General features: G+C 60.8%; 27 protein-coding genes and 1 pseudogene. 11 read left to right on the forward strand and 17 right to left on the reverse strand.

Annotation, left to right across the window (positions count from 1 at the left end; translation table 11 throughout):
- Positions 1-77 precede the first annotated feature (77 nt).
- A complete protein-coding gene (gene trpA, locus AB4O09_RS00090; RefSeq protein WP_003196433.1) occupies positions 78-890 on the reverse strand; it encodes a tryptophan synthase subunit alpha in 813 nt (270 codons plus the stop codon).
- Positions 890-2122, reverse strand: coding sequence for a tryptophan synthase subunit beta (trpB, locus tag AB4O09_RS00095; RefSeq protein WP_003196431.1), 1233 nt, complete (start codon positions 2120-2122; stop codon positions 890-892). The genes trpA and trpB overlap by 1 nt, the downstream gene beginning before the upstream one ends.
- Before the next feature lie 112 nt (positions 2123-2234).
- Between trpB and AB4O09_RS00100 the strand changes: the two genes are divergently transcribed.
- Complete coding sequence (locus AB4O09_RS00100) at positions 2235-3152, forward strand: LysR family transcriptional regulator (protein WP_069971261.1); 918 nt, start codon at positions 2235-2237, stop codon at positions 3150-3152.
- Here the strand turns inward: AB4O09_RS00100 and AB4O09_RS00105 are convergent.
- Complete coding sequence (locus AB4O09_RS00105; RefSeq protein ID WP_003196426.1) at positions 3125-3451, reverse strand: ElaB/YgaM/YqjD family protein; 327 nt, start codon at positions 3449-3451, stop codon at positions 3125-3127. The genes AB4O09_RS00100 and AB4O09_RS00105 overlap by 28 nt on opposite strands.
- A 155-nt stretch (positions 3452-3606) precedes the next feature.
- Between AB4O09_RS00105 and AB4O09_RS00110 the strand changes: the two genes are divergently transcribed.
- On the forward strand, positions 3607-3822 hold the full coding sequence (locus tag AB4O09_RS00110; protein ID WP_003196424.1) for a dodecin: 216 nt from the start codon (positions 3607-3609) through the stop codon (positions 3820-3822).
- Between the two features lie 115 nt (positions 3823-3937).
- Positions 3938-4162: a DUF1161 domain-containing protein gene (locus AB4O09_RS00115; protein WP_003196422.1), complete on the forward strand. Its 225-nt coding sequence runs from the start codon at positions 3938-3940 to the stop codon at positions 4160-4162.
- Between the two features lie 54 nt (positions 4163-4216).
- Here the strand turns inward: AB4O09_RS00115 and AB4O09_RS00120 are convergent.
- Positions 4217-5217 (reverse strand): annotated as a pseudogene (locus AB4O09_RS00120) (LLM class flavin-dependent oxidoreductase).
- 239 nt (positions 5218-5456) lie between these two features.
- On the opposite strand from AB4O09_RS00120, the gene AB4O09_RS00125 reads away from it, so the two are divergent.
- Together AB4O09_RS00125 and AB4O09_RS00130 are read left to right on the forward strand one after the other, a co-directional pair.
- Positions 5457-5888, forward strand: a complete 432-nt coding sequence (locus AB4O09_RS00125) for an OsmC family protein (protein WP_003196419.1) — start codon at positions 5457-5459, stop codon at positions 5886-5888.
- A 149-nt stretch (positions 5889-6037) separates the two neighbouring features.
- Complete coding sequence (locus AB4O09_RS00130; RefSeq protein WP_003196417.1) at positions 6038-6271, forward strand: DUF1161 domain-containing protein; 234 nt, start codon at positions 6038-6040, stop codon at positions 6269-6271.
- 6 nt (positions 6272-6277) lie between these two features.
- On the opposite strand, the gene AB4O09_RS00135 is transcribed toward AB4O09_RS00130, so the two are convergent.
- Positions 6278-6703: a PA0061/PA0062 family lipoprotein gene (locus tag AB4O09_RS00135; protein WP_003196415.1), complete on the reverse strand. Its 426-nt coding sequence runs from the start codon at positions 6701-6703 to the stop codon at positions 6278-6280.
- Between the two features lie 40 nt (positions 6704-6743).
- Positions 6744-7157 (reverse strand): PA0061/PA0062 family lipoprotein, encoded by a 414-nt coding sequence (locus AB4O09_RS00140; protein ID WP_003196412.1) that lies wholly within the window; start codon positions 7155-7157, stop codon positions 6744-6746.
- A gap of 58 nt (positions 7158-7215) precedes the next feature.
- Between AB4O09_RS00140 and AB4O09_RS00145 the strand changes: the two genes are divergently transcribed.
- Positions 7216-8307, forward strand: a complete 1092-nt coding sequence (locus AB4O09_RS00145; RefSeq protein ID WP_003196410.1) for an aminopeptidase — start codon at positions 7216-7218, stop codon at positions 8305-8307.
- Between the two features lie 201 nt (positions 8308-8508).
- Here AB4O09_RS00145 and AB4O09_RS00150 read toward each other — a convergent pair whose 3' ends face one another.
- From AB4O09_RS00150 to AB4O09_RS00160, 3 genes are all read right to left on the reverse strand, one after another.
- The gene (locus tag AB4O09_RS00150) at positions 8509-8784 is read right to left on the reverse strand and encodes an HU family DNA-binding protein (protein ID WP_003177201.1); all 276 of its coding nucleotides are present in this window, start codon (positions 8782-8784) and stop codon (positions 8509-8511) included.
- A 191-nt stretch (positions 8785-8975) separates the two neighbouring features.
- Positions 8976-10124 (reverse strand): NAD(P)/FAD-dependent oxidoreductase, encoded by a 1149-nt coding sequence (locus tag AB4O09_RS00155; protein WP_003196408.1) that lies wholly within the window; start codon positions 10122-10124, stop codon positions 8976-8978.
- A gap of 24 nt (positions 10125-10148) precedes the next feature.
- A complete protein-coding gene (locus AB4O09_RS00160) occupies positions 10149-10316 on the reverse strand; it encodes a rubredoxin (protein WP_003177199.1) in 168 nt (55 codons plus the stop codon).
- A 175-nt stretch (positions 10317-10491) separates the two neighbouring features.
- Between AB4O09_RS00160 and AB4O09_RS00165 the strand changes: the two genes are divergently transcribed.
- On the forward strand, positions 10492-11055 hold the full coding sequence (locus tag AB4O09_RS00165; protein WP_003196403.1) for a chorismate--pyruvate lyase family protein: 564 nt from the start codon (positions 10492-10494) through the stop codon (positions 11053-11055).
- On the forward strand, positions 11055-11945 hold the full coding sequence (gene ubiA / locus AB4O09_RS00170; RefSeq protein ID WP_003196401.1) for a 4-hydroxybenzoate octaprenyltransferase: 891 nt from the start codon (positions 11055-11057) through the stop codon (positions 11943-11945). The genes AB4O09_RS00165 and ubiA overlap by 1 nt, the downstream gene beginning before the upstream one ends.
- A gap of 111 nt (positions 11946-12056) precedes the next feature.
- On the opposite strand, the gene AB4O09_RS00175 is transcribed toward ubiA, so the two are convergent.
- Positions 12057-12440 carry a COG4315 family predicted lipoprotein gene (locus AB4O09_RS00175; RefSeq protein WP_003196399.1) on the reverse strand — a complete coding sequence of 128 codons (384 nt, stop codon included), beginning with the start codon at positions 12438-12440 and terminating at the stop codon, positions 12057-12059.
- 152 nt (positions 12441-12592) lie between these two features.
- Between AB4O09_RS00175 and phoB the strand changes: the two genes are divergently transcribed.
- The 3 genes from phoB (at position 12593) to AB4O09_RS00190 (ending at position 16104) form a co-directional block, all read left to right on the forward strand.
- Positions 12593-13282 (forward strand): phosphate regulon transcriptional regulator PhoB, encoded by a 690-nt coding sequence (gene phoB / locus AB4O09_RS00180; protein WP_003177195.1) that lies wholly within the window; start codon positions 12593-12595, stop codon positions 13280-13282.
- An 81-nt stretch (positions 13283-13363) separates the two neighbouring features.
- Positions 13364-14650 (forward strand): phosphate regulon sensor histidine kinase PhoR, encoded by a 1287-nt coding sequence (gene phoR / locus AB4O09_RS00185; RefSeq protein ID WP_209311595.1) that lies wholly within the window; start codon positions 13364-13366, stop codon positions 14648-14650.
- Positions 14651-14763: 113 nt separating this feature from the next.
- The gene (locus tag AB4O09_RS00190; RefSeq protein ID WP_003196395.1) at positions 14764-16104 is read left to right on the forward strand and encodes a hemolysin family protein; all 1341 of its coding nucleotides are present in this window, start codon (positions 14764-14766) and stop codon (positions 16102-16104) included.
- A gap of 167 nt (positions 16105-16271) precedes the next feature.
- On the opposite strand, the gene AB4O09_RS00195 is transcribed toward AB4O09_RS00190, so the two are convergent.
- From AB4O09_RS00195 to AB4O09_RS00225, 7 genes are all read right to left on the reverse strand, one after another.
- Complete coding sequence (locus tag AB4O09_RS00195) at positions 16272-17168, reverse strand: peptidoglycan DD-metalloendopeptidase family protein (protein WP_003196393.1); 897 nt, start codon at positions 17166-17168, stop codon at positions 16272-16274.
- A 155-nt stretch (positions 17169-17323) separates the two neighbouring features.
- Positions 17324-18385 carry a hypothetical protein gene (locus tag AB4O09_RS00200; RefSeq protein WP_013691994.1) on the reverse strand — a complete coding sequence of 354 codons (1062 nt, stop codon included), beginning with the start codon at positions 18383-18385 and terminating at the stop codon, positions 17324-17326.
- A gap of 268 nt (positions 18386-18653) precedes the next feature.
- A complete protein-coding gene (locus AB4O09_RS00205) occupies positions 18654-19601 on the reverse strand; it encodes a response regulator (RefSeq protein ID WP_003196390.1) in 948 nt (315 codons plus the stop codon).
- Between the two features lie 167 nt (positions 19602-19768).
- Positions 19769-20530, reverse strand: a complete 762-nt coding sequence (gene phoU, locus AB4O09_RS00210; RefSeq protein ID WP_003196388.1) for a phosphate signaling complex protein PhoU — start codon at positions 20528-20530, stop codon at positions 19769-19771.
- 97 nt (positions 20531-20627) lie between these two features.
- Positions 20628-21461 (reverse strand): phosphate ABC transporter ATP-binding protein PstB, encoded by an 834-nt coding sequence (gene pstB / locus AB4O09_RS00215; RefSeq protein ID WP_003196386.1) that lies wholly within the window; start codon positions 21459-21461, stop codon positions 20628-20630.
- 175 nt (positions 21462-21636) lie between these two features.
- Positions 21637-23307 (reverse strand): phosphate ABC transporter permease PstA, encoded by a 1671-nt coding sequence (gene pstA, locus AB4O09_RS00220; RefSeq protein WP_003196384.1) that lies wholly within the window; start codon positions 23305-23307, stop codon positions 21637-21639.
- A gap of 15 nt (positions 23308-23322) precedes the next feature.
- Positions 23323-25608, reverse strand: coding sequence for an ABC transporter permease subunit (locus AB4O09_RS00225; protein ID WP_003196382.1), 2286 nt, complete (start codon positions 25606-25608; stop codon positions 23323-23325).
- Between the last annotated feature and the right edge of the window lie 200 nt (positions 25609-25808).

Consider the following 25808-nt stretch of genomic DNA (forward strand, 5'->3'; position numbering starts at 1 on the left):
CTGCTTGAAGCGATAACAAAAAGGGGTTCAGAACCAAGTTCTGAACCCCTTTTTTCATGCTGCAGGACGATCAACAATCAGCTGACACGCGCCTTGCGCACACCATCGGCCAGGGCGGCACACAAGCTCAACACGCCATCGATTGCCTGTTCCGACGTATCGGCATTGGCGATATGGTCGATCAGCGCCGAGCCAACCACCACACCATCAGCCAATCGTGCGATGGCCGCAGCCTGCTCCGGCGTACGGATACCGAAACCAATGCTGATCGGCAAATCGGTGTGGCGACGCAAGCGCGCCACGGCTTCTTCCACATGCTCCAGCGTCGCGGCACCGGCACCGGTCACACCCGCCACCGATACGTAATATACAAAGCCGGAACTACCATTGAGCACCGTTGGCAAACGCACGTCGTCGGTGGTTGGCGTGGTCAGGCGGATGAAGTCCAGGCCTGCTGCCTGGGCCGGTTCGCACAGTTCGCTGTTGTGCTCGGGCGGCATGTCCACAACGATCAGGCCATCCACACCAGATTCCAGCGCCTCGCCAATGAAACGCTGCACGCCATAACGGTGGATCGGGTTGAAGTAGCCCATCAGCACCAACGGCGTCTCGCTGTTGTCTTTGCGGAACTCACGAACCATCTGCAGGGTTTTCGCCAGGTTCTGCTGGGCGCCCAAGGCACGAATGTTCGCCAACTGGATCGCCGGACCGTCGGCCATCGGGTCGGTGAACGGCATGCCCAGCTCGATGACATCGGCACCGGCCGCTGGCAGGCCCTTGAGGATTGCCAGCGAGGTGTCGTAGTCCGGGTCGCCAGCCGTGACGAAAGTCACCAGGGCGGCGCGGTTCTGTTCCTTGAGTTCGGCAAAACGGGTTTGCAGGCGGCTCATCAGTGTTTCTCCTGCTGGGACTGTTCCATGTGGTGCATCACGGTTTGCATGTCTTTGTCGCCACGGCCGGACAGGTTGACCACCATCAGGTGATCCTTCGGCAGGTTCGGTGCGCGTTTGAACACTTCCGCCAGGGCATGGGCGCTTTCCAATGCAGGAATGATCCCTTCCAGTCGGCAGCATTTGTGAAAGGCTTCCAGAGCTTCGGCGTCGGTCACCGAGGTGTACTGGACGCGACCAATGTCGTGCAACCAGGCGTGTTCCGGACCGATGCCGGGGTAGTCGAGACCGGCGGAAATCGAATGGGCGTCGATGATCTGACCATCGTCGTCCTGCAACAGGAAGGTGCGGTTGCCGTGCAGTACACCGGGGACGCCGCCGTTCAGGCTCGCCGCATGCTTACCGGTCTCGATGCCATAACCGGCGGCTTCGACGCCGATGATCTCGACGCTCTTGTCGTCCAGGAACGGGTGGAACAGGCCCATGGCGTTGGAGCCACCGCCGATGCACGCCACCAGGCTGTCCGGCAGGCGACCTTCCTGGGCTTGCAACTGCTCGCGGGTTTCCTTGCCGATCACAGCCTGGAAGTCACGCACCATCGCCGGATACGGATGCGGGCCAGCCACGGTACCGATCAGGTAGAACGTGCTGTCGACGTTGGTGACCCAGTCGCGCAGGGCCTCGTTCATTGCATCTTTCAGGGTACCGGTGCCAGCGACCACCGGGATCACTTCAGCGCCCAGCAGCTTCATGCGAAACACGTTGGCCTGCTGGCGCTCGATGTCGGTGGTGCCCATGTAGATCACACAATCGAGGCCAAAACGCGCGGCCACCGTGGCGGTGGCCACACCGTGCATGCCGGCGCCGGTCTCGGCGATGATGCGTTTCTTGCCCATGCGCCGCGCCAGCAGGATCTGGCCGATGCAGTTGTTGATCTTGTGCGCGCCGGTGTGGTTCAGCTCCTCACGCTTGAGATAGATCTTGGCACCGCCGCAGTATTCGGTCAGGCGCTCGGCGAAGTAGAGCGGGCTCGGACGTCCGACGTAGTCGCGCTGGAAGTAGGCCAATTCTTCGAGGAACGCCGGATCTTCCTTCGCCACTTCGTATTCGCGGGCCAGATCAAGGATCAGCGGCATCAGGGTTTCGGCCACATAGCGGCCACCGAACGCACCGAACAGGCCGTTGGCATCGGGACCGCTGCGCAGGTTGAAAGGGGTCGTAGGCTGGGTCATCGGGCGCTCCAAGCAAATGCGTTGAAAGACAATGAGGCTCACTCTACCCCTGACATCCGCCACTGAAAACCGATAAGATCGCCACAACCTGTCAGAAAAACTCACAGATAACATGAGCCACGACCTTCCCCCCCTCAACGCCTTGCGCGCCTTCGAGGCCACCGCCCGTCTGAACAGCGTAAGCCAGGCGGCCGAACAACTGCACGTCACCCATGGCGCTGTAAGTCGACAGCTGAAGGTGCTGGAAGAGCATTTAGGTGTCAGCCTGTTCATCAAGGATGGACGCGGCTTGAAACTCACAGATGCCGGCATGCGTCTGCGCGATGCCAGCACTGACGCGTTCGAGCGGTTACGCAGCGTGTGCGCGGAACTGACGCAAAGCACGGCCGATGCCCCGTTTGTCCTGGGCTGCTCGGGAAGCTTGCTGGCACGCTGGTTTATTCCCCGCCTGGGCAGGCTCAATGCCGACCTGCCTGACTTGCGCCTGCACCTGTCCGCCGGCGAGGGCGACCTGGACCCCCGGCGACCGGGACTGGACGCCTTGCTGGTATTCGCCGAACCACCCTGGCCGGCCGACATGCAGGTGTATGAACTGGTGAGCGAGCGGATCGGCCCCGTGATGAGCCCGCACTACGTCGGATTCGCCCGCTTGCAGGCCGCATCGACCAGCGCATTGCTGGACGAATCGTTGCTGCACACCACCTCCCGCCCACAGGCCTGGCCGACCTGGGCACAGCAAAACGACCTTGATCCCCGGGCATTGAAATTCGGGCAAGGATTCGAGCATCTGTATTATTTGCTGGAGGCCGCCGTAGCGGGGCTTGGCGTGGCGATCGCGCCCGAGCCGCTGGTGGCCGAGGACGTGCGTGCCGGTCGCCTGGTCGCGCCGTGGGGTTTCGATGAAACGGCGGCGCGACTGGCGTTGTGGCTACCCAAGCGAGCCGCAGATGGACGCGCTCGGCAATTGGCCCAGTGGCTCAGGCATGAGCTGAGCCAACCGACTCAGTCTCCGCGTTTGCACAGCAAGTAAGCAGCCAGCAAACCAAGCGCACCGACCGCGACGCCGGCCGTGGTCCATGGATGTTCCTGCGCGTAGTCGCGTGTGGCGATCCCGGTTTCACGGGTTTTCACCTTGACCTCTTCATACGCGTCGCTGAGCAGATGGCGAGAATGTTTCAGGGCGTTCTCAGCATTGGCCTTGAGCGACTTGAGGGTCTTACGCGACTCGTCCGAAGCGTCGTCCTTCAGGCTTTCCAACGACTTGAGCAGACTCTCGATCTCCGCTTCCATGCTTTGCAACGAGGCTTTGCGTAACGAATTGCTGGCCATGGTGGCTCTCTCCTGCAGTGGTTGAGTGGCGTGTGTGAATTGGGACTGCGGCCGTTTCTGAAAGTGCAGTAAATCTGAACTTCAGCGCGTAAACGGCGACACACGTATGACGAAAAATCGCTGCTAGGCTGTTAAAAACAACCAAGGAGAACCTCATGAGTGATCATCACACTTACAAAAAAGTCGAGCTGGTCGGTTCGTCTCCCACCAGCATTGAAGACGCCATCAATAATGCCCTGGCCGAGGCCAGCAAAAGCCTCAAGCACTTGGAGTGGTTCGAAGTCACGGAAACCCGCGGACACATTGAAAACGGCCGGGCCGCGCACTTTCAGGTCACCCTCAAAGTCGGGTTCCGGATTGTGAATAGCTGAGGAGCGATGAACTTGCACGCTGGCGGAGTGCCATAGGGAATGGCGATGCGCTATGGTATGCGCATTCTGTTTTGCCAATACCTGCCCTATTTGATCCGACCATGGAGTGCGAGCGATGAAAAAGTTGATGGTAGCCCTGGGTTTGCTGAGCCTTGCCGGTGGCGCGTTTGCGGCCGGCAAGCCCTGCGAAGAGCTGAAAAGCGAAATCGCAGCGAAGCTGGATGGCAAGGGCGTGTCAGGTTATTCGCTGGAAATCGTCGATAAGGGCGCAGCGGCTGACGGACAAAAAGTCGTCGGTACCTGTGAGGGCGGCACGAAAGAAATCGTCTATAAAAAATGATTCTTTTCGAACGTCAAAGCCGACGCAGTGCGTCGGCTTTTTTATGCGCGTCATTCAGCCTTTCATGACCTGCGCCAGCAACTCGTATGAGTGCAAACGATCGGCATGCTCATACAGGTCACTGGTGAAAATCAGCTCATCGGCCTGGGTTTGCTCAATCAGCACCTCGAGCTTGGCGCGAATCTTCTGCGGACCGCCGACCATGGCCAGCCCCAAGAAATCGCCAACCGCTTCTTTCTCATGGGGCAACCAGAGGCCGTTCATGGTTTCGACCGGCGGACGCTGCACCAGGCTCTGGCCGCGCATCAGCGCCAGGATCCGCTGGTATACCGACGTCGCCAGGTAATCGGCCCGTTCATCCGTGTCCGCCGCTACCAGCGGCACGCCGAGCATCACATAAGGCTTGTCGAGCACCGCCGACGGCTTGAAGTGGTTGCGGTAGATGCGAATTGCCTCGTGCATGTAACGCGGTGCGAAATGGGAGGCGAATGCGTAGGGCAAACCGCGTTCACCGGCCAATTGCGCACTGAACAGGCTCGACCCCAGCAACCATACCGGCACATTGGTCCCGGTGCCGGGCATGGCGATGATGCGTTGGTCCGGGGTGCGCGGGCCGAGGTAGCGCATCAGCTCGGCCACGTCTTCAGGGAAATCGTCCGCGCTGCCGGAGCGCTCGCGACGCAGCGCCCGGGCAGTCATCTGGTCGGAACCGGGCGCACGCCCCAACCCCAGGTCGATTCGACCCGGGTAGAGGCTTTCCAGCGTGCCGAACTGTTCGGCGATGATCAACGGCGCGTGATTGGGCAACATGACGCCGCCGGAGCCGACACGAATGGTCGAAGTCCCCCCGCCAGATACCCCAGCAGCACCGCAGTCGCGGAGCTGGCGATACCATCCATGTTGTGGTGTTCGGCTACCCAGAAGCGGGTATAACCGTATTTTTCCACGTGCTGTGCCAGGTCCAGCGAGTTGCGCAAGGACTGGGCGGCATTGCCATCGGCGCGGACAGGCACCAGATCGAGGGTTGAGAATTTCACTTCGGACAGCTGTTTCATGGGCCGGGATCTCCAACGGCGTTCCGGGCTTTTCCCGAGGGCAAAAGCCTGCCGTTTCTAAAGGTGTGTTCCATGCAATGTGGGCATATACCCGAGTTTCAATCCCTGCGAAGAATTTTCCTACTAAATTCGTCGGCTAATCGACAAGGTGAACTTTTCCGGGCGGTCTATCCTCACAACCCAGACAGTTAAAAAAATACCCAGGCGCGTCTCTCGCGCCGGATCTTCAGGAGGCAGACATGGCTATCATCAAGAAAGCATCGGCTCATTGGGAAGGTGACCTGAAAACCGGTATCGGCTCCATTTCCACGGAAACCGGTGTGCTGCGCGAAGCGCCCTATGGCTTCAAGGCGCGCTTTGAAGGCGGCAAGGGCACCAACCCAGAGGAATTGATCGGCGCAGCCCATGCCGGCTGCTTTTCCATGGCCTTTTCGATGATCCTCGGCGATGCCGGGCTCAAGGCCGACAGCATCGACACCAACGCTGAAGTGACCCTGGACCAGGTCGATGGCGGTTTCGCGATCACGGCAGTCAAGCTGGTACTCAAGGCGAAAATCCCCGGTGCCAGCCAGGCGCAATTCGACGAACTGAGCAAGAAGGCCAAGGAAGGGTGCCCGGTTTCCAAGGTACTGAACGCCCAGATCACCCTGGATGCGACGCTGGTGAACTGACGCATGAAAGGGTCGCAGCCTTCGCAGGCGCTGCCGAAGGCTGCGATTTCTTGAATACGGTCGAGCTGTTTACCCTGGCGCAATTATGATCGAATGAAGCCTGCAGTTTCAGCGCACAGGCAGTGCGCGCTGCCATGAGGAATTCGAACATGAAACGATCAGCCCTGGTGGTCATCGGTTGCGCATTCGCTGCCTCAGCCCTTGCAGCCCCCAAATCCTGCGAAGAGCTGAAAGCGGAAATCGAAGCGAAGATCCAGGCCAATAACGTGTCGTCCTACACGTTGGAAATCGTCACCAACGACGAAGTCCACGACCAGAACATGGTGGTGGGCACTTGCGAAAACGGCACGAAGAAAATCATCTACCAGAAGAACGACCGCTAGGACGCCCTACGGAACGCAATTGACTTGTCGCTCTTCGGCCACGATTTGACGCTTGGCATCATAGAGCCGAGCGCTGGGCGTGAACGCCAGGTTGCGAGCTTCCAATCGATAGCGCTGGCCGGCCTCGAAATGGTCATAACGCACGAGCATGTAGCACAGCCGCTCCTGCGGTTCGGCTTGCATACCCAGCCCACCGCCGCTAAACACCTCGAAGTCGAAGCGCACTTTCAGTTCGTGGCTGCCCGGCGAAACCTGAAAGAACCGTCCGTCTCGCAGTCGCTGGCCATCCAGGCCCTCAGCCATCAGCATTTTGCCGCCCGGCATGGGGGTAGCGAAATCGATCCACGCCATGTTCGAATCGACCTGGGGCAGCGGGCTCGTTGCACAACCGCTCATGGAGACCAGGGCCAGTAACAGCAGACGTAAGCGCATGGTGAGTTTCCTGACAATCAGGCATTGAGCATAGCGCCAATCAAGTTTGTTGGCAGCCCGCCGGTGTACCTTGCCCCACCACCTTGCGTTGCCGATCGTAAAGCTTGGCCCATGGCCGGAAACCGATGCTGCCGGCTTGCAACTGGTAACGTTGGCCCGCGTTGAAGTCCTTGAATTTCACGTTCAACCGGCAATCACGCCACAGCGGCTCGGCATCCGGGCCGATGTTGCCGGGCTCGACGGCAAATTGATAACGCACCGTCAGTTCATGGCTGCCGGGTTGCACTTCGAAATAGCGCCGGTCAATGGACGTCTTGTCATCGACCTTTAGCGCTTGCAGCGCGGTGTCCTGCTGGTTTCCCAGGTCGATCCACGCTTGGGATGGATCAGGATCAGGCAAACCGGCACAACCGGTCAGCAGCAACAGGCCGCTCGTCAGCATCAACACGCGCATAGCGAAGCTCCAGGCAAGCGAGATAGTCTTGTGGGCAGACTTCCCAGGGTGATTCCAATTGATCAGGCCGCATTCAAGCCATCGGTTACTCGACCGTGTTTTCCGGATTTTGTTTCCAGGCCTCCTGCTTTTGTTACTGAACGGTTGCACAAGCGCCGGTTATTACAGCCAGCTCGTCGGTGGGCAACTGCGGTTGTTGCAGGCCCGGGAGCCTATCGACCAGGTCATTGCCGACCCTGCTCGCGATGCCCAACTGAAGGCGCACCTGGCCCAGGCGCGTGAGGCACGGACGTTCGCCAGTGATCATCTGCATTTGCCGAACAATAAAAGCTATCGCCTGTATGCAGACATTGGCCGACCGTTCGTAGTCTGGAATGTCTTCACCACGCCAGAGTTTTCCCTGGCGCCGCAAAATCATTGTTTCCCCATTGCCGGTTGCGTGGCTTATCGCGGTTACTACAGCCAGGGAGCCGCCCGTGGCGAGGCCGCATTGCAGCGCTTGCAGGGCATGGACGTGTCGATCGGTGGTGTAGAGGCCTACTCGACGCTGGGCTGGTTCAACGATCCGATCCTGAGTTCGATGATGCATTGGGGCGACGAACGCCTGGCGACGCTGATCTTCCATGAACTGGCGCACCAGCGCTTTTATGTAAAGGACGACACCGAATTCAATGAGTCCTTCGCCACCTTCGTCGAGCAGGAAGGCAGCCGGCAATGGCGAGCCAGTCGAGGGCTGGCGCCGGATAACGGCAAACAGGTGCGCCAGCGCGACCAATTCATCCAATTGATCCTCGACACCCGCCAGCGCCTGGAAAAGCTCTACACCCAACCCCTGCCAACCGAACAGATGCGCCAACGCAAGGCACAGGCATTCGAACGCCTGCGCACCGACTATGAGCAGTTGCGCGACACTCAATGGAGCGGCGACAAACGCTACGATGCCTGGGTCTATGCCCCACTGAACAATGCGCGGTTGCTGCCGTTCGGGCTGTATGACCAGTGGGTGCCGGCGTTTGCGGCGCTGTTCAGACGGGAGGGCGGGGACTGGGTCGGGTTTTATGCGGCGGTGGAAAAGCTCGGCAAATTGCCGATCAATGAGCGCAAGGCGGCCTTGAAAGCGTTGGCAGCGCCGAAGACTTCTGCGGATTAGACGGACGTTACCGCGTGTAGGAGCTGCCGAGCGAAGCGAGGCTGCGATCTTTTCCCTGACGCTTGAGCCTTAAGCGAAAGATCAAAAGATCGCAGCCTTCGGCAGCTCCTACACAAGGCAATACAAAAAAGGGCATACCGATTCATCGGTATGCCCTTTTGATTGCCGCTTTCTTCCCCCTGGCTGAGGTACTTGCAGCAATTACGGGTTGACGCTGTCTTTCAGGAACTTGCCTGGTTTGAAGGCAACGGTGTTGCTGGCCTTGATCTTCACCGGCTCACCGGTCTGTGGGTTCTTGCCAGTGCGGGCGCCGCGGTGGCGTTGCAGGAAAGTGCCGAAGCCCACCAGGGTGACGCTGTCCTTGCGGTGCAGGGCGCCGGTGATTTCTTCGAGGACGGCGTTGAGGACGCGGTTGGCTTGTTCTTTGGTGAGGTCTGCTTTTTCCGCGATGGCGGCGGCGAGTTCTGGTTTACGCATGAATGAAGCCCCTTTGACGGTTTTTTTGTTGTTATGTCCGTGCCGTTCTCTTTGGAACGGCCCCTAAGGCGCCGCAGGCTCTACTCTGCGGCAGACGGGAGTGAGGATGGCACGCTGCCGAAAACGGCGCCAGTGGCCGGGCGACCTTTGTGGGACCAAAAGTAGGGTTTTTGCGACAGAACGACCAGTATTTACGCCAGCAGGGGTGGAAGTTCCTTGTTCAGAGCCAGTTTCTCCATCACCGCCGTGCCTGTCAGGGCGTAGCCCAGCAGGTTGCCTTGCGCGTCGCGGCACAGCGCCTTGATATCCGCGCCCTGCCCTTCGACGCTCCACACGCCCTCGCTGCCTCGCGGTGGTGGCGATACCACCAGTGGGCACACCGGGGTTTTTACCGTAATCGGCATGGCGCCGTAGCTGACGGCCGTCGGGTTGCCGGCCAGGGTCTGCGCCAGGGCCCGGGCGCAGCTCATCAGCGGCATGACATACAGCAGATTCAAGCCATCGACCTCGGCGCAGTCGCCCAGGGCGTAGATGTTGGCGTGTGAGGTTTTCAGGTGACGGTCGACCACGATGCCGCGGTTGATCACCAGGCCCGCCGCGGCTGCCAGATCGATGCGTGGGCGCAGGCCGATGGCCGAGACCACCAGGTCACAGGCAATCACCTGGCCGTCGGACAGGTGCGCCTCCAGCCCGTCGGCGACCTTCTGCAAGCGGTTGAGCACCGGGCCCAGGTGGAAACGCGCGCCAAGGCTTTCCAACCCGGCCTGGACCGCTGCGGCAGCGGCCGGGTGCAACAGCGTCGGCATCACTTGCTCGCACGGCGCCACCAGTTGCACTTCGTAGCCGCCCAGGCTCAAGTCATTGGCAAACTCGCAACCAATCAGGCCGGCGCCAAGCAACAACACCCGACGCTTGCCAGCGGCCGCGGCCCTGAAGCGTGCGTAGTCTTCCAGGTCGTTGATCGGAAAAATCAGCTCCGCCGCATCGCCCTGCACCGGCACGCGCACGGTTTCGGCGCCCCAGGCCAGGATCAGGTCACGGTAGCTCACCGCCTCTTCGCCGATCCACAGCCGCTTGTGGCCCGGATCGATGCCGCTGATACGGGTGTGGGTGCGAACTTCGGCCTTGAGTTGCTCGGCCATGGCCCCCGGTTCGGCCATGCTCAGGCCGTCGGCATCCTTGTTTTTACCAAAGCCTGTGGAGAGCATAGGTTTGGAGTACGAGCGACCGTCATCCGCGGTGATCAGCAGCAGCGGGGTTTCGCTATCGAGCTTGCGAAACTCCCGGGCCAGGTTGTAACCGGCCAGCCCAGTACCGACGATAACGACAGGTGCACTCATGTTGCTCTCCATTTGATGAAACGATCAGTTGATTTCGATCATTTCGAAATCCATTTTGCCGACGCCGCAGTCCGGGCACAGCCAGTCTGCCGGTACGTCCTCCCAGCGAGTGCCGGGCGCGATGCCATCGTCAGGCCAGCCGTCAGCTTCGTTGTAGATCAGGCCGCAGACGATACATTGCCACTTCTTCATTCCAGTACTTCCTCAAGATGTCAGGCCTTGGCCGGTATTTTCCGGCTCAGGGCGTTTTGTACTGATCGGTTGCGACAGATGCAAGCACGATCAGCAGGGCAGCCGGCCGGGCCAGTCAAAATCACCGACCGACATGGTAAGCTCGCGCCCTCATTTGCTGCCATTCAAGACCTCTGTGCCGCATACAAATTCGATATTTCCAACACTCCAATGGCTGCCCCAGCCCCTGCTGTCGCCCCGCCCCGATGTGGGTGTCCTCGACTGGCTGTTCGACGAAGGCTCCCTGACCCGGCGCCTCACGCGCCTGTCGGACGGCCATTTCAGCGTGACGCCGCTGTTCGAAGGCTGGCAGCCATTGCGCGCCGACGAATGCGCCGCCCTGGACCTGGCCGAGGGCAGCGAGGGCTGGGTTCGCGAGGTGTATCTGCGCGGCCACGACCAGCCTTGGGTGTTCGCCCGCAGCGTGGCGGCGCGCAGCGCCTTGCAGGGTGACGGCTTGCAGATGGACGAACTGGGCAGCCGTTCCCTGGGGGAGTTACTGTTTTGCGACCAGGCGTTCCAGCGCCGAGCCATCGAAGTTTGCCATTACCCCGACGCCGGGTTGCCGGAAGAAGTGCGCGCCAGCGGGCTGTGGGGTCGCCGCTCACGTTTCGATCGCGGTGCGTTGAGCGTGCTGGTGGCGGAAATTTTCCTGCCGCGCCTGTGGACCGTCGCCCGTGCCTATTCGGAGAATTGCTGATGTACGTGCAACTGCTCAAATCGTTGAACCGCCTGAACCCGCGGGCCTGGGACTTCGTGCAACTGACCCGGATGGACAAGCCCATCGGCATCTACCTGCTGCTGTGGCCGACGTTGTGGGCGCTGTGGATTGCCGGTGAAGGCTCACCGTCCATCGCCAACGTGGTGATTTTCGTCCTCGGCGTGGTGCTGACCCGCGCCGGCGGCTGTGTGATCAATGACTGGGCCGACCGCAAGGTGGACGGTCACGTCAAGCGCACCGAGCAGCGCCCACTGGTGAGCGGCAAGATCAGTTCAAAAGAGGCACTGGTGTTCTTCGCCGTGCTGATGAGCGTGAGTTTCCTGCTGGTGCTTTGCACCAACACCCCGACCATCCTGCTCTCCCTAGGGGGCCTGGCGCTGGCGTTCAGTTACCCGTTCATGAAGCGCTATACCTACTACCCGCAAGTGGTGCTCGGTGCGGCGTTCTCCTGGGGCATGCCGATGGCGTTCACCGCCGAAACCGGTCATCTGCCGGCCGCCGCCTGGTTGCTGTACATCGCCAACCTGCTGTGGACGGTGGGCTACGACACCTATTACGCGATGACCGACCGGGACGACGACCTGCGCATCGGCGTGAAGTCCACCGCGATCCTGTTTGGCGATGCCGACCGGGTGATCATCCTGTCGTTGCAAGGCCTGGCCCTGGGCTGCCTGCTGTTGGCCGGAGCGAAATTCCAACTGGGCGGCTGGTTCCACCTGGGGCTGGTGGCCGCTGCCGCGTGCTTCGCCTGGGAGTTCTGGTACACCCGTGACCGGGACCGGATGCGCTGCTTCAAGGCGTTCCTGCACAACCACTGGGCCGGGTTGGCGATTTTTGTGGGGATCGTGCTGGATTACGCTCTGAGGTGATTCTCAAACCTGTGAGAGCGAGCCTGCTCGCGAAAGCGGTAAGTCATTCAAGGATGATGTCGGCTGACAGACGCCTTCGCGAGCAGGCTCGCTCCCACACGGGTTTAGCGATTACTTGGCCTTGGCAACTTTCCAGGCGCCATCCATTTTACCGTCGCCGGTCATGTCTCCAGCCTTCTTGTCCATCACGAAGGTGTACAGCGGCATGCCCTGATAGGCCCACTGCATTGAGCCATCTTCACGCTTGATCACGGTCCAGTCACCCATGGATTTATCACCCGCCTCAGCCATCAGCGGTGGCCAATTGGCGGCACACTTGTCATTGCACGCCGACTTGCCGGCCGAGTCCTTGGCGAAGGTGTAAAGCGTCATGCCCTTATGGTCGGTGAACATGCCGTCCTTCTCCATAGCAGGATCGGCTGCCATCGCCAATCCAGGCAACGTCAGGGCAGCAGCCATCAGCAGGGCTTTGAAAGAAACAGTCATTTGTTTCATGGAAACCTTCCTTTGTAGTTGTCAGGATTCGGACTGAAAAGCTTAGTCCAGGATCCCTTTCACCGCCGCACGACGAAATAACTGTCACACGACTGCAATAATTCCGTTATCTAATGCGGCGCAAGACAGTTAAATGACAAGAGGATTACCCCATGGTTGGCAGGAGCATTCTGATCGTCGACGACGAAGCGCCCATCCGCGAGATGATCGCCGTTGCGTTGGAGATGGCCGGCTATGACTGCATGGAAGCAGAAAACTCCCAACAGGCCCACGCCATCATCGTCGACCGCAAGCCCGACCTGATCCTGCTGGACTGGATGCTGCCCGGCACGTCTGGCATCGAACTGGCACGGCGTCTCAAGCGCGACGAGCTGACCGGTGATATTCCAATCATCATGCTCACCGCCAAGGGCGAAGAGGACAACAAGATCCAGGGCCTGGAAGTCGGCGCCGACGACTACATCACCAAGCCGTTTTCCCCACGGGAGTTGGTGGCGCGCCTCAAGGCCGTGCTGCGACGCGCCGGGCCGACCGATGGCGAAGCCCCCATCGAAGTCGGTGGCTTGCTGCTCGACCCGATCAGCCACCGCGTGACCATCGACGGCAAACCCGCCGAAATGGGCCCGACCGAATACCGCCTGCTGCAATTCTTCATGACTCACCAGGAACGCGCCTACACCCGCGGCCAACTGCTGGACCAGGTCTGGGGCGGCAACGTCTATGTCGAGGAGCGCACCGTTGACGTGCACATCCGACGCCTGCGCAAGGCCCTCGGCGATGCCTATGAAAATCTGGTACAAACCGTGCGCGGCACCGGATATCGTTTTTCGACCAAGGCCTGATCCGAGCCCTTACCGCCCGACAAAGCTGACAAGGACGCGCGTCACGTGAACCAAAACTGGCATGGCACCCTGATTCGCCACATGTTGTTGCTGGTGACCGGCTGTTTGCTGATCGGCCTGATCAGTGGTTATTACGGTTGGAGCCTGGCCGCGGGCCTGGGGCTTTACCTGGCCTGGACACTCAAGCAATTGCTGCGCCTGCATGAATGGCTGCGCCTGCACCAACCCGACGAAGCACCGCCCGACGGCTATGGCCTGTGGGGTGAGGTGTTCGACAGCATCTACCACCTGCAACGGCGCGACCAGCGCGTTCGCGGGCGCCTGCAGGCGGTGATCGACCGGGTCCAGGAGTCCACCGCCGCGCTGAAAGACGCGGTGATCATGCTCGACAGCGACGGCAACCTGGAGTGGTGGAACCGCGCCGCCGAGACCCTGCTGGGCCTCAAGACGCCACAGGACAGCGGCCAGCCGGTGACCAACCTGGTACGTCATCCGCGCTTCAAGGAATATTTCGAGCAGGCCAATTACGCCGAGCCGCTGGAGATTCCTTCGCCCACCAATGATCGGCTACGCATCCAGCTGTACATCACCCGCTATGGCAACAATGAGCACTTGATGCTGGTGCGCGACGTCACGCGTATTCATCAGCTGGAACAGATGCGCAAGGACTTCATCGCCAACGTCTCCCATGAACTGCGCACGCCGTTGACGGTGATCTGCGGCTACCTGGAAACCCTGCTCGACAACGTCGAAGAGGTGAACCCGCGCTGGAGCCGGGCCTTGCAGCAGATGCACCAGCAAAGCGGGCGCATGCAGACCCTGCTCAACGACTTGTTGCTGCTGGCGAAGCTGGAAGCCACCGATTACCCGTCGGACAACCAGCCAGTGCCCATCGACGACCTGCTGCAAACCATTGTCGAAGATGCGCAGGAACTGTCCGGTGCCAAGCAGCAGACCATCACCCTGGAAGCCGACGCGGCCGTGCAGCTCAAAGGCAGCGAGGCGGAACTGCGCAGTGCGTTTTCCAACCTGGTGTTCAACGCGGTCAAATACACGCCGGAGCAAGGCCGGATCCATGTGCGCTGGTGGGGCGATGAGCAAGGTGCGCACCTGAGCGTGCGCGATTCGGGCATTGGCATCGACAGCAAACACCTGCCGCGCCTGACCGAACGTTTCTACCGTGTCGACTCCAGCCGCAACTCCAATACCGGCGGCACCGGGCTGGGCCTGGCCATCGTCAAACACGTCCTGCTGCGCCATCGCGCCCGCATGGAAATCAGCAGCGTACCCGGCCATGGCAGCACCTTTACCTGCCATTTCGCCCCGGCCCAGGTGGTTCGCGCACGCCTCGCCCGCCCCGCTGATTGAGCACGCCCCCTAGGCAATCGCCGAGTCAGCCGCTACATTGACTGACTTGCGCCTGCCTTTTCAGGCGCTCATTTTCAATTCCTACGACTATACGGAACCCGCAAAACTCCATCATGGACCCTTCCCCTGGCTTGTCCCTCGTCACACTCTTCGCCGAATTCGGCATGATTCTTTTTGCTCTGATCCTGGTTTTGCTCAACGGTTTTTTCGTTGCGGCCGAATTCGCCATGGTCAAGCTGCGCTCGACCCGGGTCGAGGCCATTGCCGAGCAGAACGGCTGGCGCGGGCACATCCTGCGCACCGTCCATAGCCAGCTCGACGCTTACCTGTCGGCGTGCCAGTTGGGTATCACCCTGGCCTCCCTGGGCCTGGGCTGGGTCGGCGAGCCGGCGTTCGCCCACATCCTCGAGCCGTTGCTGGGCGCGGTCGGCGTGCAGGCGCCGGAAGTGATCAAGGGCGTATCGTTCTTCACCGCGTTCTTCATCATTTCGTACCTGCACATCGTGGTCGGTGAACTGGCGCCCAAATCCTGGGCCATTCGCAAACCCGAGCTGCTGTCGCTGTGGACCGCCGTGCCGCTGTACCTGTTCTACTGGGCCATGTACCCGGCGATCTACCTGCTCAACGCCAGCGCCAACGCCATTCTTCGCATCGCCGGCCAAGGCGAACCCGGCCCGCATCACGAACACCATTACAGCCGCGAAGAACTGAAGCTGATCCTGCACTCCAGCCGTGGCCAGGACCCGAGCGACCAAGGCATGCGCGTGCTGGCATCGGCCGTGGAAATGGGCGAGCTGGAAGTGGTGGACTGGGCCAACTCCCGGGAAGACCTGGTGACGCTGGAGTTCAATGCGCCGCTCAAGGAAATCCTGGCGATGTTCCGTCGCCACAAGTTCAGCCGCTATCCGGTGTATGACAGCGAGCGCCAGGAGTTCGTCGGCCTGCTGCACATCAAGGACCTGCTGCTGGAACTGGCGGCCCTGGATCACATCCCCGAGTCGTTCAACCTGGCCGAACTGACCCGGCCGCTGGAGCGCGTGTCGCGGCACATGCCGCTGTCGCAATTGCTGGAGCAGTTCCGCAAGGGCGGCTCGCACTTCGCCCTGGTCGAGGAAGCCGACGGCAATATCATCGGCTACCTGACCATGGAAGACGTGCTGGAAGTGCTGGTGGGTGACATCCAGGACGAACATCGCAAGGCCGAACGCGGCATCCTGGCCTACCAGCCGGGCAAGCTGCTGGTACGCGGCGACACGCCGCTGTTCAAGGTCGAGCGCCTGCTGGGGATCGACCTGGACCACATCGAAGCCGAAACCCTGGCCGGGTTGGTCTATGAAACCCTCAAGCGCGTACCGGAAGAGGAAGAAGTGCTGGAAGTCGAAGGCCTGCGGATCATCATCAAGAAGATGAAAGGGCCGAAGATCATTCTGGCGAAGGTGTTGATGCTCGATTGAGTGTCAGCCCGCTTTCCGGCGAGCCTGTGGCAAAGCCGTGGGAGCAAAGCTTGCTCGCGATACAGGCGACTCGATCGCTGAAAAACCGCATCGCCTTCGTCGCGGGCAAGCCTTGCTCCCACAGATAAATCCCTCCACCACAAAAGCACCTGCGTCACGCCTCGGCGCTATTGCTTGCCCAACGCAAAGTTGGGCAAGTCACCCACCGGTTGATTGAACTGGTAGGGAATCGACACCAGCCCCAGTCCGGTATTGCGCTGCACCACGAAATGCAGGTGCGGGCCGGAGCTGTTGCCGGTATTGCCCGACAACGCCAACGGCGTGCCCACACCGACCCTCTGCCCTTCCCGTACGCTCACCGAACCTTTCTGCAAGTGCAGGTAGACGCCCATGGTCCCATCATCGTGCAGCACCCGCACGAAGTTGCCCGAAGGGTCGTCCCCACGGCCGGTCTGCTCGTTTTCGGTCTTGATGACCACGCCGCCCCGCGCCGCGATGATCGGCGTGCCGACGGGCATGGCAATGTCCATGGCGTAACGGTTCTTCGGGCCGTAATGACTGTACTGGCCGTTGGCACCCTGACTCAGCCGGAACGGCCCGCCACGCCACGGCAACGGGTACTGATAGGCCTGTGCCGCGCCTGCGGGGTCGCCCAGGGAGTATTCGAACCTTGGGGTATACACCAACGGCCTGCCCGGCTGCGTGGCCGTGAGCAGCGCCAGGCGCAGGTTGCTGCGCGCCGGCAGCACCCGCCGAATCGGCCGGCTCGGTGCCCCGCTCACATTACGCAGTCCGGCGAAACTCAACTCGATCTCCACCGGCGCATACAGGTCGTTGCGCACGAACACCGCATCCGCGCCGTTCTGTTTCTTGATATCGAGGAATACCTGTCGCTCCAGGCGCTCGACCATGCGGTCGCGGAACACGAACACCTGCGCGCCCTTGCTGGGGCGGTCGCTATAGGACACCACGCCATTGGCATCGGTGGATTTGTAGATCGTCATGGCCACGGCCGAGGTGGAGGCCAGGACAAGACCACAGGCAAACAGCAGGGGAGCGAGCATGGGTAAGGGTTCTGTCGAAAAATGAAGGCCTGCACAGCAGCCTAGCAGCTGGGATGGACCAGCGTAGTCGACGGATGTTTCAAAATTGGATCAGCGATCGGTGTTGGATCTTATGGCCCCAACGAGAGCAAACTCCTGCACAGGCCGTCGGAAGATCAAGCGTCAATGCGCAGACGCAGGCGCAAGTCTGGAGAGCCCACCGCTCCGCCAGCCAGACGATCGAGCAGACTCCAAGCTCTGGCACCGCCCCCTAATGATAGTAACGGAGCCGGTACTCCATACCTTATTTGACCCGCCTCGATGTCGGACGTCTTCACCAGATGCCGCAACACGAACTCGGAGTCCTGTCGATCACCGACGAAAATCAGTATCGCCACATCCCCCGCGACCATCCCTTGAGTCTTGAGCAACATTGGAATGCCGCCACCTTCGTCGATTGGCAGGAGTTCGGCCCCGAAACATTGCTCGCCTCCCACTTGATAGACCGCCTCAGGCACAACCAGATCACCCGCGACACCAAGCTCAAGAAGAGGCGATGTTCGGGTACCCGTCGTCGATTGCACCGTATAGATAACCTTAACGTCGCCGTATTTGATCGGCATCAGATAAGTCGACTCGACCGGCACGACCAGATCTTCAACCGGGTCCGGGCCGATGGTCAGGTGTTTGACAAAACAGGCAGCCGCGCTAGACCCCCACCAATAGACAGAAACGAGCGCGCCCGGCGTGAGCGACGACGCCGCTCTGATTCTGAGGTTTACGCCTTGCGACAGCACTGACTGGGGGATAACGCCATCCACGGCTTCATCCACGATCGGCTTGTAGATCTGCCCCTCGATCGACAACGGTGTGCGCGGTGAATCCGACGGTTCGAATTCCAGATAAAAATAGTACAGGAGCACTTCCTGCCCTTTTAAGTCCAGCGCCCGGTCAGCCGGCACCGGCACGACGATGTCCCGGTTCTCCTCCCGGACTGCTCCAGAGCTGCCGAATAGGGCATCCCCTTCCAGTGATTCTTCGATCACGACGAGATATGTGCCTCCTACTCGCATTCCCTCGACAAAGGGAAAACGAATGGTCAACCCTTTCTCCAAGTTGGCATATGAAATCTTCCCATCCACGGCTTCATCGATCGAAGCCGGAAGCAGAGGCGCCTGGTCCCGGCGCAATGCGTCGGCAATCCGGTTTCTTTGCTTCAGGGTGATGAACGTGTTCATCGTCAGCTCCTGTTTGTCATGTACTCACGAAAAGTGAGCGCCCATGACAATCTAGAAGTCCCTTCCGGAAAATTGACCTGTAGGAAATAACAGTTCAGACCGGCGGATGGGCCGCAAGCGGATGTTAAGGAGCTTTACCGAGAGGGATGACGCCATCGCGAGCAAGCTCGCTCCCACAGGGAGATTTGCCTAGGCACAAAACTGTGGCCTACACAAATCACTGTGGGAGCGAGCTTGCTCGCGATAGCGGACTCAGGGCGCCGCCGAATCAGGCGCCTGGTACGAAGTGCTTCTGGGCGGTGCCGCGGGCGATCAGGCGGGAGATATAGTCGAGTTTCTGCGGGTCTTTGTCGACGAAGCGGAACGTCAGTTGCAACCATTCGCTGTCGGGTGTCTGCTCGTGGGCGACGATGGCGTGCAGGTAGCCGTTGAGGCGAGCGGTTTCAGCGTTGTCGCCCTGCTCCATGTCCAGCACGGCGCTTTCGAGCACTTGTGGCAGGGTGTCGGTGCGCTTGACCACCAGCAATGCTTCCTTGAGGCTCAGAGCCTTGATCACGCATTGCTGGGTGCCGCTGGACAGGCGCAACTGGCCCTGGCCACGGTTGGTCCCCGAAGCAGCGGCTACCGGTGCCTTGACGGGAGGGCTGTTGAGCAAGCCACGGGCCGGAGCCACAGCCGCGGCGGGAGCAGCGACCGGCTTGGCAAAAGGATTCGCGGCAGGGGCCGAAGCAACAGCAGCAACCGGAGCCTTGCCGCCCGTCAGGGCGCTGAGCGAATCATTGCCGAACGCCGAGTTCATCTTGGTCGGGGCGCTGTTCATCAGCGTGTCGAGCTTGCCGACCTTGTGCAGGGCCTGCTTGACCTTGGTCAGTAGCTGCTCGTTGGTGAACGGCTTGCTGACGTAGCCGGAAACGCCGGCCTGGATCGCCTGGACCACGTTTTCCTTGTCGCCGCGGCTGGTGACCATCACGAACGGCATGCCCTTGAGGTTGTCCTGCTGGCGGCACCAGGTCAGCAACTCCAGGCCGGACATTTCCGGCATTTCCCAATCGCACAACACCAGGTCGAACGCTTCGCGAGCCAGCAGGGCTTGGGCTTTCTTGCCATTCACCGCGTCTTCGATGCGCACGCCCGGGAAGTAGTTGCGCAGGCACTTCTTCACCAGGTCACGAATGAACGAAGCATCGTCCACGACCAACACACTGACCTTACTCATCCAGATACACCTCTAAAAAATCCCGGCAAGCATACCGCTTTTACTGATGGCACATTGCCAAAAACCTTCAGTCACGCCGGGACTTTTCGTTCGCGGGGTGCTGCTTTCGATTAAAAAAAACTCAAAAAAAAGCCCGACCAGAAGGCCGGGCGCTTTTCTTGGCAATCTTACTTATCGTCCGTTTCGCCCGGAACATTAGCGGTTTCGGACGGGGTGCCCTCAACTTCTTGCTTCATCCGCTTGAGCCCCAAATGCCGCACATCGGTGCCGCGCACCAGGTAGATGACAAGTTCCGAGATGTTGCGTGCATGATCGCCGATACGCTCCAGAGAACGCAGCACCCAGATGATGCTCAACACTCGGGAGATGGAGCGTGGGTCTTCCATCATGTAAGTCGCCAGCTCGCGCAGGGCGGTCTTGTATTCGCGGTCGATGATCTTGTCGTACTGGGCCACCGACAACGCCAGGTCGGCGTCGAAGCGGGCAAAGGCGTCCAGGGCATCGCGAACCATGTTGCGCACCTGGTCGCCAATGTGGCGAACCTCGACATAACCGCGCGGCGCTTCGCCTTCTTCGCACAACTGAATGGCACGACGAGCGATCTTGGTGGCTTCGTCGCCGATCCGCTCAAGGTCGATCACCGACTTGGAGATGCTGATGATCAGGCGCAGGTCCGAAGCCGCCGGCTGACGACGGGCCAGGATACGCAGGCACTCCTCGTCGATGTTGCGCTCCATCTGGTTGATCTGGTCATCGATTTCGCGTACCTGCTGGGCCAGGCCGGAGTCGGCCTCGATCAGCGCGGTCACCGCATCGTTGACCTGCTTTTCCACCAGCCCGCCCATGGCCAGCAAGTGACTGCGCACTTCCTCAAGCTCAGCGTTGAACTGTGCGGAAATGTGGTGAGTAAGGCCTTCCTTCGAAATCATCTTGTTCGCTCCGCGAAAGTTGCAAGCTTCAAGCTGCAAGCTTCAAGCAGTTAAATGTTGATCCTGATAGCGCAGTGCGCCTATGCGGCAGCCTCGACTAGCCGTAACGACCGGTGATGTAGTCTTCGGTCTGTTTCTTGGCCGGATTGGTGAACAGGGTGTCGGTGTCGCCGAACTCCACCAGTTTGCCCATGTACATGAACGCCGTGTAGTCGGAAACCCGCGCCGCCTGTTGCATGTTGTGGGTCACGATGACAATGGTGAACTTGGACTTGAGCTCGTAGATCAGTTCTTCGACTTTCAACGTCGAGATCGGATCCAGGGCCGAGCAAGGCTCGTCGAGCAGCAGCACTTCCGGTTCCACGGCGATGGTGCGCGCGATCACCAGGCGTTGCTGTTGACCGCCAGACAGGCCCAGGGCCGAATCATGCAGGCGGTCCTTGACCTCATCCCACAACGCCGCGCCCTTGAGCGCCCATTCCACGGCTTCGTCGAGGATGCGCTTCTTGTTGATGCCCTGGATGCGCAAGCCGTAGACCACGTTCTCGTAGATGGTTTTCGGGAACGGGTTGGGCTTCTGGAACACCATGCCCACACGACGACGCAGCTCGGCCACGTCTTCGCCCTTGCGGTAGATGTTGTTGCCGTAGAGGTTGATTTCCCCTTCGACACGGCAGCCGTCCACCAGGTCGTTCATGCGGTTGAAGGTACGCAGCAAGGTTGACTTGCCGCAGCCCGACGGGCCGATGAACGCGGTGACGCGCTGTTTCGGGATGTTCAGGCTGACGTCATACAGCGCCTGCTTGTCGCCGTAGAACAGACTCAGGCCGGGCACTTCGATGGCGACGGTTTCCTGGGCCAGGTCCAGGCTCTGCTTGTCGCGGCCCAGGGCCGACATGTTGATGCCGTGTGTATGTGCTTCGTGTTGCATGGGAGGCTCCCTGTGCTAACAAATTCGGTTCGGTTGGCCACTGAGCGGCCATGCCAATCTGTGTATGTGTCTGTGTGGGAGCGAGCCTGCTCGCGATTCAGGCGACTCGGTCTGGCTTTGAACCGAGGTGACGCCATCGCGAGCAGGCTCGCTCCCACAGAAAATCAATGTGTAATCAGCTATCCAGTGCTTTGTACTTCTCGCGCAGGTGGTTACGGATCCACACCGCCGACAGGTTGAGCGTGGCGATCACCAGCACCAGCAACAGCGCCGTGGCGTACACCAGCGGTCGTGCCGCTTCGACGTTCGGGCTCTGGAAGCCCACGTCATAGATATGGAAGCCCAGGTGCATGATCTTCTGGTCCAGGTGCAGGTACGGGTAGTTGCCGTCCAACGGCAGCGACGGCGCCAGTTTCACCACGCCCACCAGCATCAACGGCGCCACTTCACCGGCGGCACGGGCCACGGCGAGAATCATCCCGGTCATCATCGCCGGGCTCGCCATGGGCAGGACGATTTTCCACAGGGTCTCGGCCTTGGTCGCACCGAGGGCCAGGGAGCCTTCGCGCACGGTACGCGGGATCCGCGCCAGGCCTTCCTCGGTGGCCACGATCACCACCGGCACCGCCAGCAGCGCCAGGGTCAGGGATGCCCAGAGCAGGCCTGGGGTGCCGAAGGTCGGCGCCGGCAAGGCCTCGGGGAAGAACAGCCGGTCGACCGAACCACCCAGCACGTAGACGAAGAAGCCCAAGCCAAACACACCGTAGACGATGGCTGGAACGCCGGCCAGGTTGTTCACCGCGATGCGGATCAGGCGGGTCATCGGGCCCTGGCGGGCGTATTCACGCAAATAAACCGCCGCCAGTACGCCGAACGGCGTCACGATCATCGCCATGATCAGGGTCATCATCACGGTGCCGAAAATCGCCGGGAAGATGCCGCCTTCGGTGTTGGCCTCACGAGGGTCGTCGCTGAGGAATTCCCAGACCTTGCTGAAATAGAAACCGAGCTTGGTAAACGTGCCCATGCCGTTCGGTTGATAGGCATGTACCACCTTGCCGATGCCGATCTCCACTTCCTTGCCGTTGGCATCGCGGGCAGTCAGGCTGTCGCGGTTGAATTGTGCATGCAGGTCGGACAGGCGCGCTTCGATGTCCTTGTAACGGGCATTGAGTTCGGCGCGCTCGCTTTCCAGGTCGGCTTGGGCGGCGGCATCGAGCTTGCCGTCCAGCTCCAGCTTGCGACCGTGCAGGCGGATGCGCTCCAGGCCAGCGTTGATTGCACCGATGTCGACTTTTTCCAAGGTCTTGAGCTCGGCGGCCAACTGGTTGACCCGCTGTACGCGAGCCTGCAGTTGCGGCCAGGCGGCCTCGCCTTCGGCGATGACCTTGCCGTCTTCCTTGACGTTGACCAGGTAGCCGTAGAAGTTGCCCCACTCACGGCGCTCGATCGCCATCAGTTCCGGCGGCGTGGTCTGGTTGGTCAGCCACTCGCCGACGATCCAGGTGAAGTCAGTGCCGTTCAGGTCCCGGTTACCCACCTTGATCAGTTCGCGGGTCATGAACTCGGGGCCTTCGTCCGGCACCGGCAGGCCGGCGCTTTTCAGGCGCTCGCGCGGCACTTCTTCTTTCTGCACGACTTCGCCGACCACCAGGTGCTCAGGCATGCCCGGCACGTTGTAGTTGGCGTGGACCAGGTCCGCCGGCCAGAAGTGACCCAGGCCGCGTACAGTGATCACCGCCAGCAGGCCAATGGTCATGATGACCGCGATGGATACCGCGCCACCGCTGATCCAGACGCCGGGGGCGCCGCTCTTGAACCATCCTTTCAGGGAGTTCTGTTTCACAGACTTCTACCTTTCTTAAAGCGACGAATATTTCTTGCGCAGACGCTGACGGATCAGCTCGGCGAGGGTGTTCATGACAAAGGTGAACAACAGCAGCACCAGTGCCGACAGGAACAGCACGCGGTAATGGCTACCGCCGACTTCCGACTCGGGCATCTCCACCGCCACGTTGGCCGCCAGGGTGCGCAGGCCTTCGAACAGGTTCATTTCCATGACCGGCGTGTTACCCGTGGCCATCAGCACGATCATGGTCTCGCCCACCGCACGGCCCATGCCGATCATCAGCGCCGAGAAGATACCGGGGCTGGCGGTGAGGATGACCACGCGGGTCATGGTCTGCCACGGCGTCGCACCAAGGGCCAGGGAGCCCAGGGTCAGGCCGCGCGGCACGCTGAACACGGCGTCTTCGGCGATGGAGTAGATGTTCGGGATGACCGCGAAGCCCATTGCCAGGCCGACCACCAGGGCGTTGCGCTGGTCGTAGGTGATGCCCAGGTCATGGGAGATCCACATGCGCATGTCACCGCCGAAGAACCAGGCTTCCATGTACGGGCTCATGTACAGCGAGAGCCAGCCCACGAACAGGATCACCGGGATCAGCAGGGCGCTTTCCCAGCCGTCCGGCACTCTCAGGCGAATGGATTCCGGCAGGCGGCTGAAGACGAAACCGGCGACCAGGATGCCGATTGGCACCAACATCAGCAGGCTGAAAATACCTGGCAGGTGCCCTTCGACGTACGGCGCCAGGAACAGGCCGGCGAAGAACCCGAGGATCACCGTCGGCATGGCTTCCATCAGTTCGATCACCGGCTTGACCTTGCGGCGCATGCCCGGGGCCATGAAGTAGGCGGTATAGATCGCCGCGGCAACCGCCAGTGGCGCCGCCAGCAGCATCGCGTAGAACGCGGCTTTCAGGGTGCCGAAGGTCAGCGGCGAAAGGCTCAGCTTGGGTTCGAAGTCGGTGTTGGCGGCGGTCGATTGCCAGACGTACTTGGGTTCGTCGTAGTTTTCGTACCAGACCTTGCTCCACAACGCGCTCCACGAGACTTCCGGGTGCGGGTTGTCCAGCGTCAGCGGTTGCAGCTTGCCGCCCTGCTCCACGATCAGGCGGTTGGCCCGTGGCGACATGCCGAACAGGCCTTGGCCGTCGACCACCTGGTCCACCAACAAGGTGCGGTGGGCGGTGCTGTGGAATACGCCGAGCTTGCCGGCCGCGTCCAGCGCTACGAAGCCTTTGCGACGCTCTTCGGCGGTGATTTCAACAATCGGCGTGGTGCCCATCTGGAACGTACGAATCTGTTTGAAGCGCAGCTCGCCGTCCGGATCGCGGGCCATGAACCACTGCGCCAGGCCGCCCTTGGAGTCGCCGATGATCAGCGAGATTCCGCCCACCAGCTGGGTGGCGGCGGTGACTTGGGCGTCGGCGTTCTCGAGCAGTTTGTAGCGACCGTTGAGGCTCTTGTCCCGCAGGCTGAACACATCGGCCTGGGCGCGCCCGTTGACCACATACAGCCATTGCTGGCGCGGGTCGACGAAGATGTTCTTCACCGGCTCGGTCATCTGTGGCAGATCGATGCGGGTCTGCTCGCTGGTGACCTCGCCGGTCATCATGTTTTCTTCGCTGGTGATCGACAGCACTTGCAGTTGGGCACCGCTGGAACCGGCCAGCAGCAGGGTCGAATCGGTGGCGTTGAGGCTGACATGCTCCAGGGCCGCGCCCTGCTCGTTCAACACGATCGGCGTCTCGCCATAAGGGTATTCGACGGCAGGCGAGATGGTTTTCTTGCCGTCCGGGTAGCTGACCTTATAGGTGTGACGGAATACCAGGGCCTGGCCGTTGGACAGACCGATCACCACCAATGGGCTGCCAGGCTGGTCTTCGCCAATGGCGGTCACGCTGGCACCGGCCGGAATCGGCAGGTCGATACGGCGCAGTTCGGCACCACTGGTGATATCGAAAAACAGCGCCTGGCCCTTGTCGGAAACCCGCATGGCGACTTGGTTCTGCTCTTCGATGGAGATCATCAGGGGTTTGCCGGCATCTTGCATCCAGGCCGGGGTGATCGAGTCCTTGGCGGTCAGGTCCGCGCCCTGGAACAGGGGCAGCACCACATAGGCCAGGAAGAAGAAGATCAACGTAATGGCGGCCAGGACGGCGAGGCCGCCGACCAGCACGTACCAGCGGGTCAGGCGATCCTTGAGCGCGCGAATGCGGCGCTTGCGTTGCAGCTCAGGCGTATTGAAGTCAATGCGCTTGGGAGGGGAAGTCGTAGTCATTGTGGAATTGGCCAGATCATTCATGCGCACACCCTAGCGATCCTGTATGACAGAAAGATGACAATGCAGTGACGCAACAAATCCGCCGCCGAGGAAACCGGCAGCGGACAGGAATTTGGGGTTGTGGGACAGCTTGCTCGCAAAGTCAGTCAACATCCCTGTTGAATGCACTGACCTCTTCGCGAGCAAGCCCGCTCCCACAGGAGTCCGGACTTCGGCCCGGG

The sequence above is a fragment of the Pseudomonas sp. H1_F01 genome, assembly GCF_054681425.1.

Coding starts and splice junctions, on each gene's coding strand:
- trpA (WP_003196433.1), bottom strand. CDS start 890: ATGAGCCGCCTGCAAACCCGTTTTGCCGAACTCAAGGAACAGAACCGC.
- trpB (WP_003196431.1), bottom strand. CDS start 2,122: ATGACCCAGCCTACGACCCCTTTCAACCTGCGCAGCGGTCCCGATGCC.
- AB4O09_RS00100 (WP_069971261.1), top strand. CDS start 2,235: ATGAGCCACGACCTTCCCCCCCTCAACGCCTTGCGCGCCTTCGAGGCC.
- AB4O09_RS00105 (WP_003196426.1), bottom strand. CDS start 3,451: ATGGCCAGCAATTCGTTACGCAAAGCCTCGTTGCAAAGCATGGAAGCG.
- AB4O09_RS00110 (WP_003196424.1), top strand. CDS start 3,607: ATGAGTGATCATCACACTTACAAAAAAGTCGAGCTGGTCGGTTCGTCT.
- AB4O09_RS00115 (WP_003196422.1), top strand. CDS start 3,938: ATGAAAAAGTTGATGGTAGCCCTGGGTTTGCTGAGCCTTGCCGGTGGC.
- AB4O09_RS00125 (WP_003196419.1), top strand. CDS start 5,457: ATGGCTATCATCAAGAAAGCATCGGCTCATTGGGAAGGTGACCTGAAA.
- AB4O09_RS00130 (WP_003196417.1), top strand. CDS start 6,038: ATGAAACGATCAGCCCTGGTGGTCATCGGTTGCGCATTCGCTGCCTCA.
- AB4O09_RS00135 (WP_003196415.1), bottom strand. CDS start 6,703: ATGCGCTTACGTCTGCTGTTACTGGCCCTGGTCTCCATGAGCGGTTGT.
- AB4O09_RS00140 (WP_003196412.1), bottom strand. CDS start 7,157: ATGCGCGTGTTGATGCTGACGAGCGGCCTGTTGCTGCTGACCGGTTGT.
- AB4O09_RS00150 (WP_003177201.1), bottom strand. CDS start 8,784: ATGCGTAAACCAGAACTCGCCGCCGCCATCGCGGAAAAAGCAGACCTC.
- AB4O09_RS00155 (WP_003196408.1), bottom strand. CDS start 10,124: ATGAGTGCACCTGTCGTTATCGTCGGTACTGGGCTGGCCGGTTACAAC.
- AB4O09_RS00160 (WP_003177199.1), bottom strand. CDS start 10,316: ATGAAGAAGTGGCAATGTATCGTCTGCGGCCTGATCTACAACGAAGCT.
- ubiA (WP_003196401.1), top strand. CDS start 11,055: ATGTACGTGCAACTGCTCAAATCGTTGAACCGCCTGAACCCGCGGGCC.
- AB4O09_RS00175 (WP_003196399.1), bottom strand. CDS start 12,440: ATGAAACAAATGACTGTTTCTTTCAAAGCCCTGCTGATGGCTGCTGCC.
- phoB (WP_003177195.1), top strand. CDS start 12,593: ATGGTTGGCAGGAGCATTCTGATCGTCGACGACGAAGCGCCCATCCGC.
- phoR (WP_209311595.1), top strand. CDS start 13,364: ATGTTGTTGCTGGTGACCGGCTGTTTGCTGATCGGCCTGATCAGTGGT.
- AB4O09_RS00190 (WP_003196395.1), top strand. CDS start 14,764: ATGGACCCTTCCCCTGGCTTGTCCCTCGTCACACTCTTCGCCGAATTC.
- AB4O09_RS00195 (WP_003196393.1), bottom strand. CDS start 17,168: ATGCTCGCTCCCCTGCTGTTTGCCTGTGGTCTTGTCCTGGCCTCCACC.
- AB4O09_RS00200 (WP_013691994.1), bottom strand. CDS start 18,385: ATGAACACGTTCATCACCCTGAAGCAAAGAAACCGGATTGCCGACGCA.
- AB4O09_RS00205 (WP_003196390.1), bottom strand. CDS start 19,601: ATGAGTAAGGTCAGTGTGTTGGTCGTGGACGATGCTTCGTTCATTCGT.
- phoU (WP_003196388.1), bottom strand. CDS start 20,530: ATGATTTCGAAGGAAGGCCTTACTCACCACATTTCCGCACAGTTCAAC.
- pstB (WP_003196386.1), bottom strand. CDS start 21,461: ATGCAACACGAAGCACATACACACGGCATCAACATGTCGGCCCTGGGC.
- AB4O09_RS00225 (WP_003196382.1), bottom strand. CDS start 25,608: ATGAATGATCTGGCCAATTCCACAATGACTACGACTTCCCCTCCCAAG.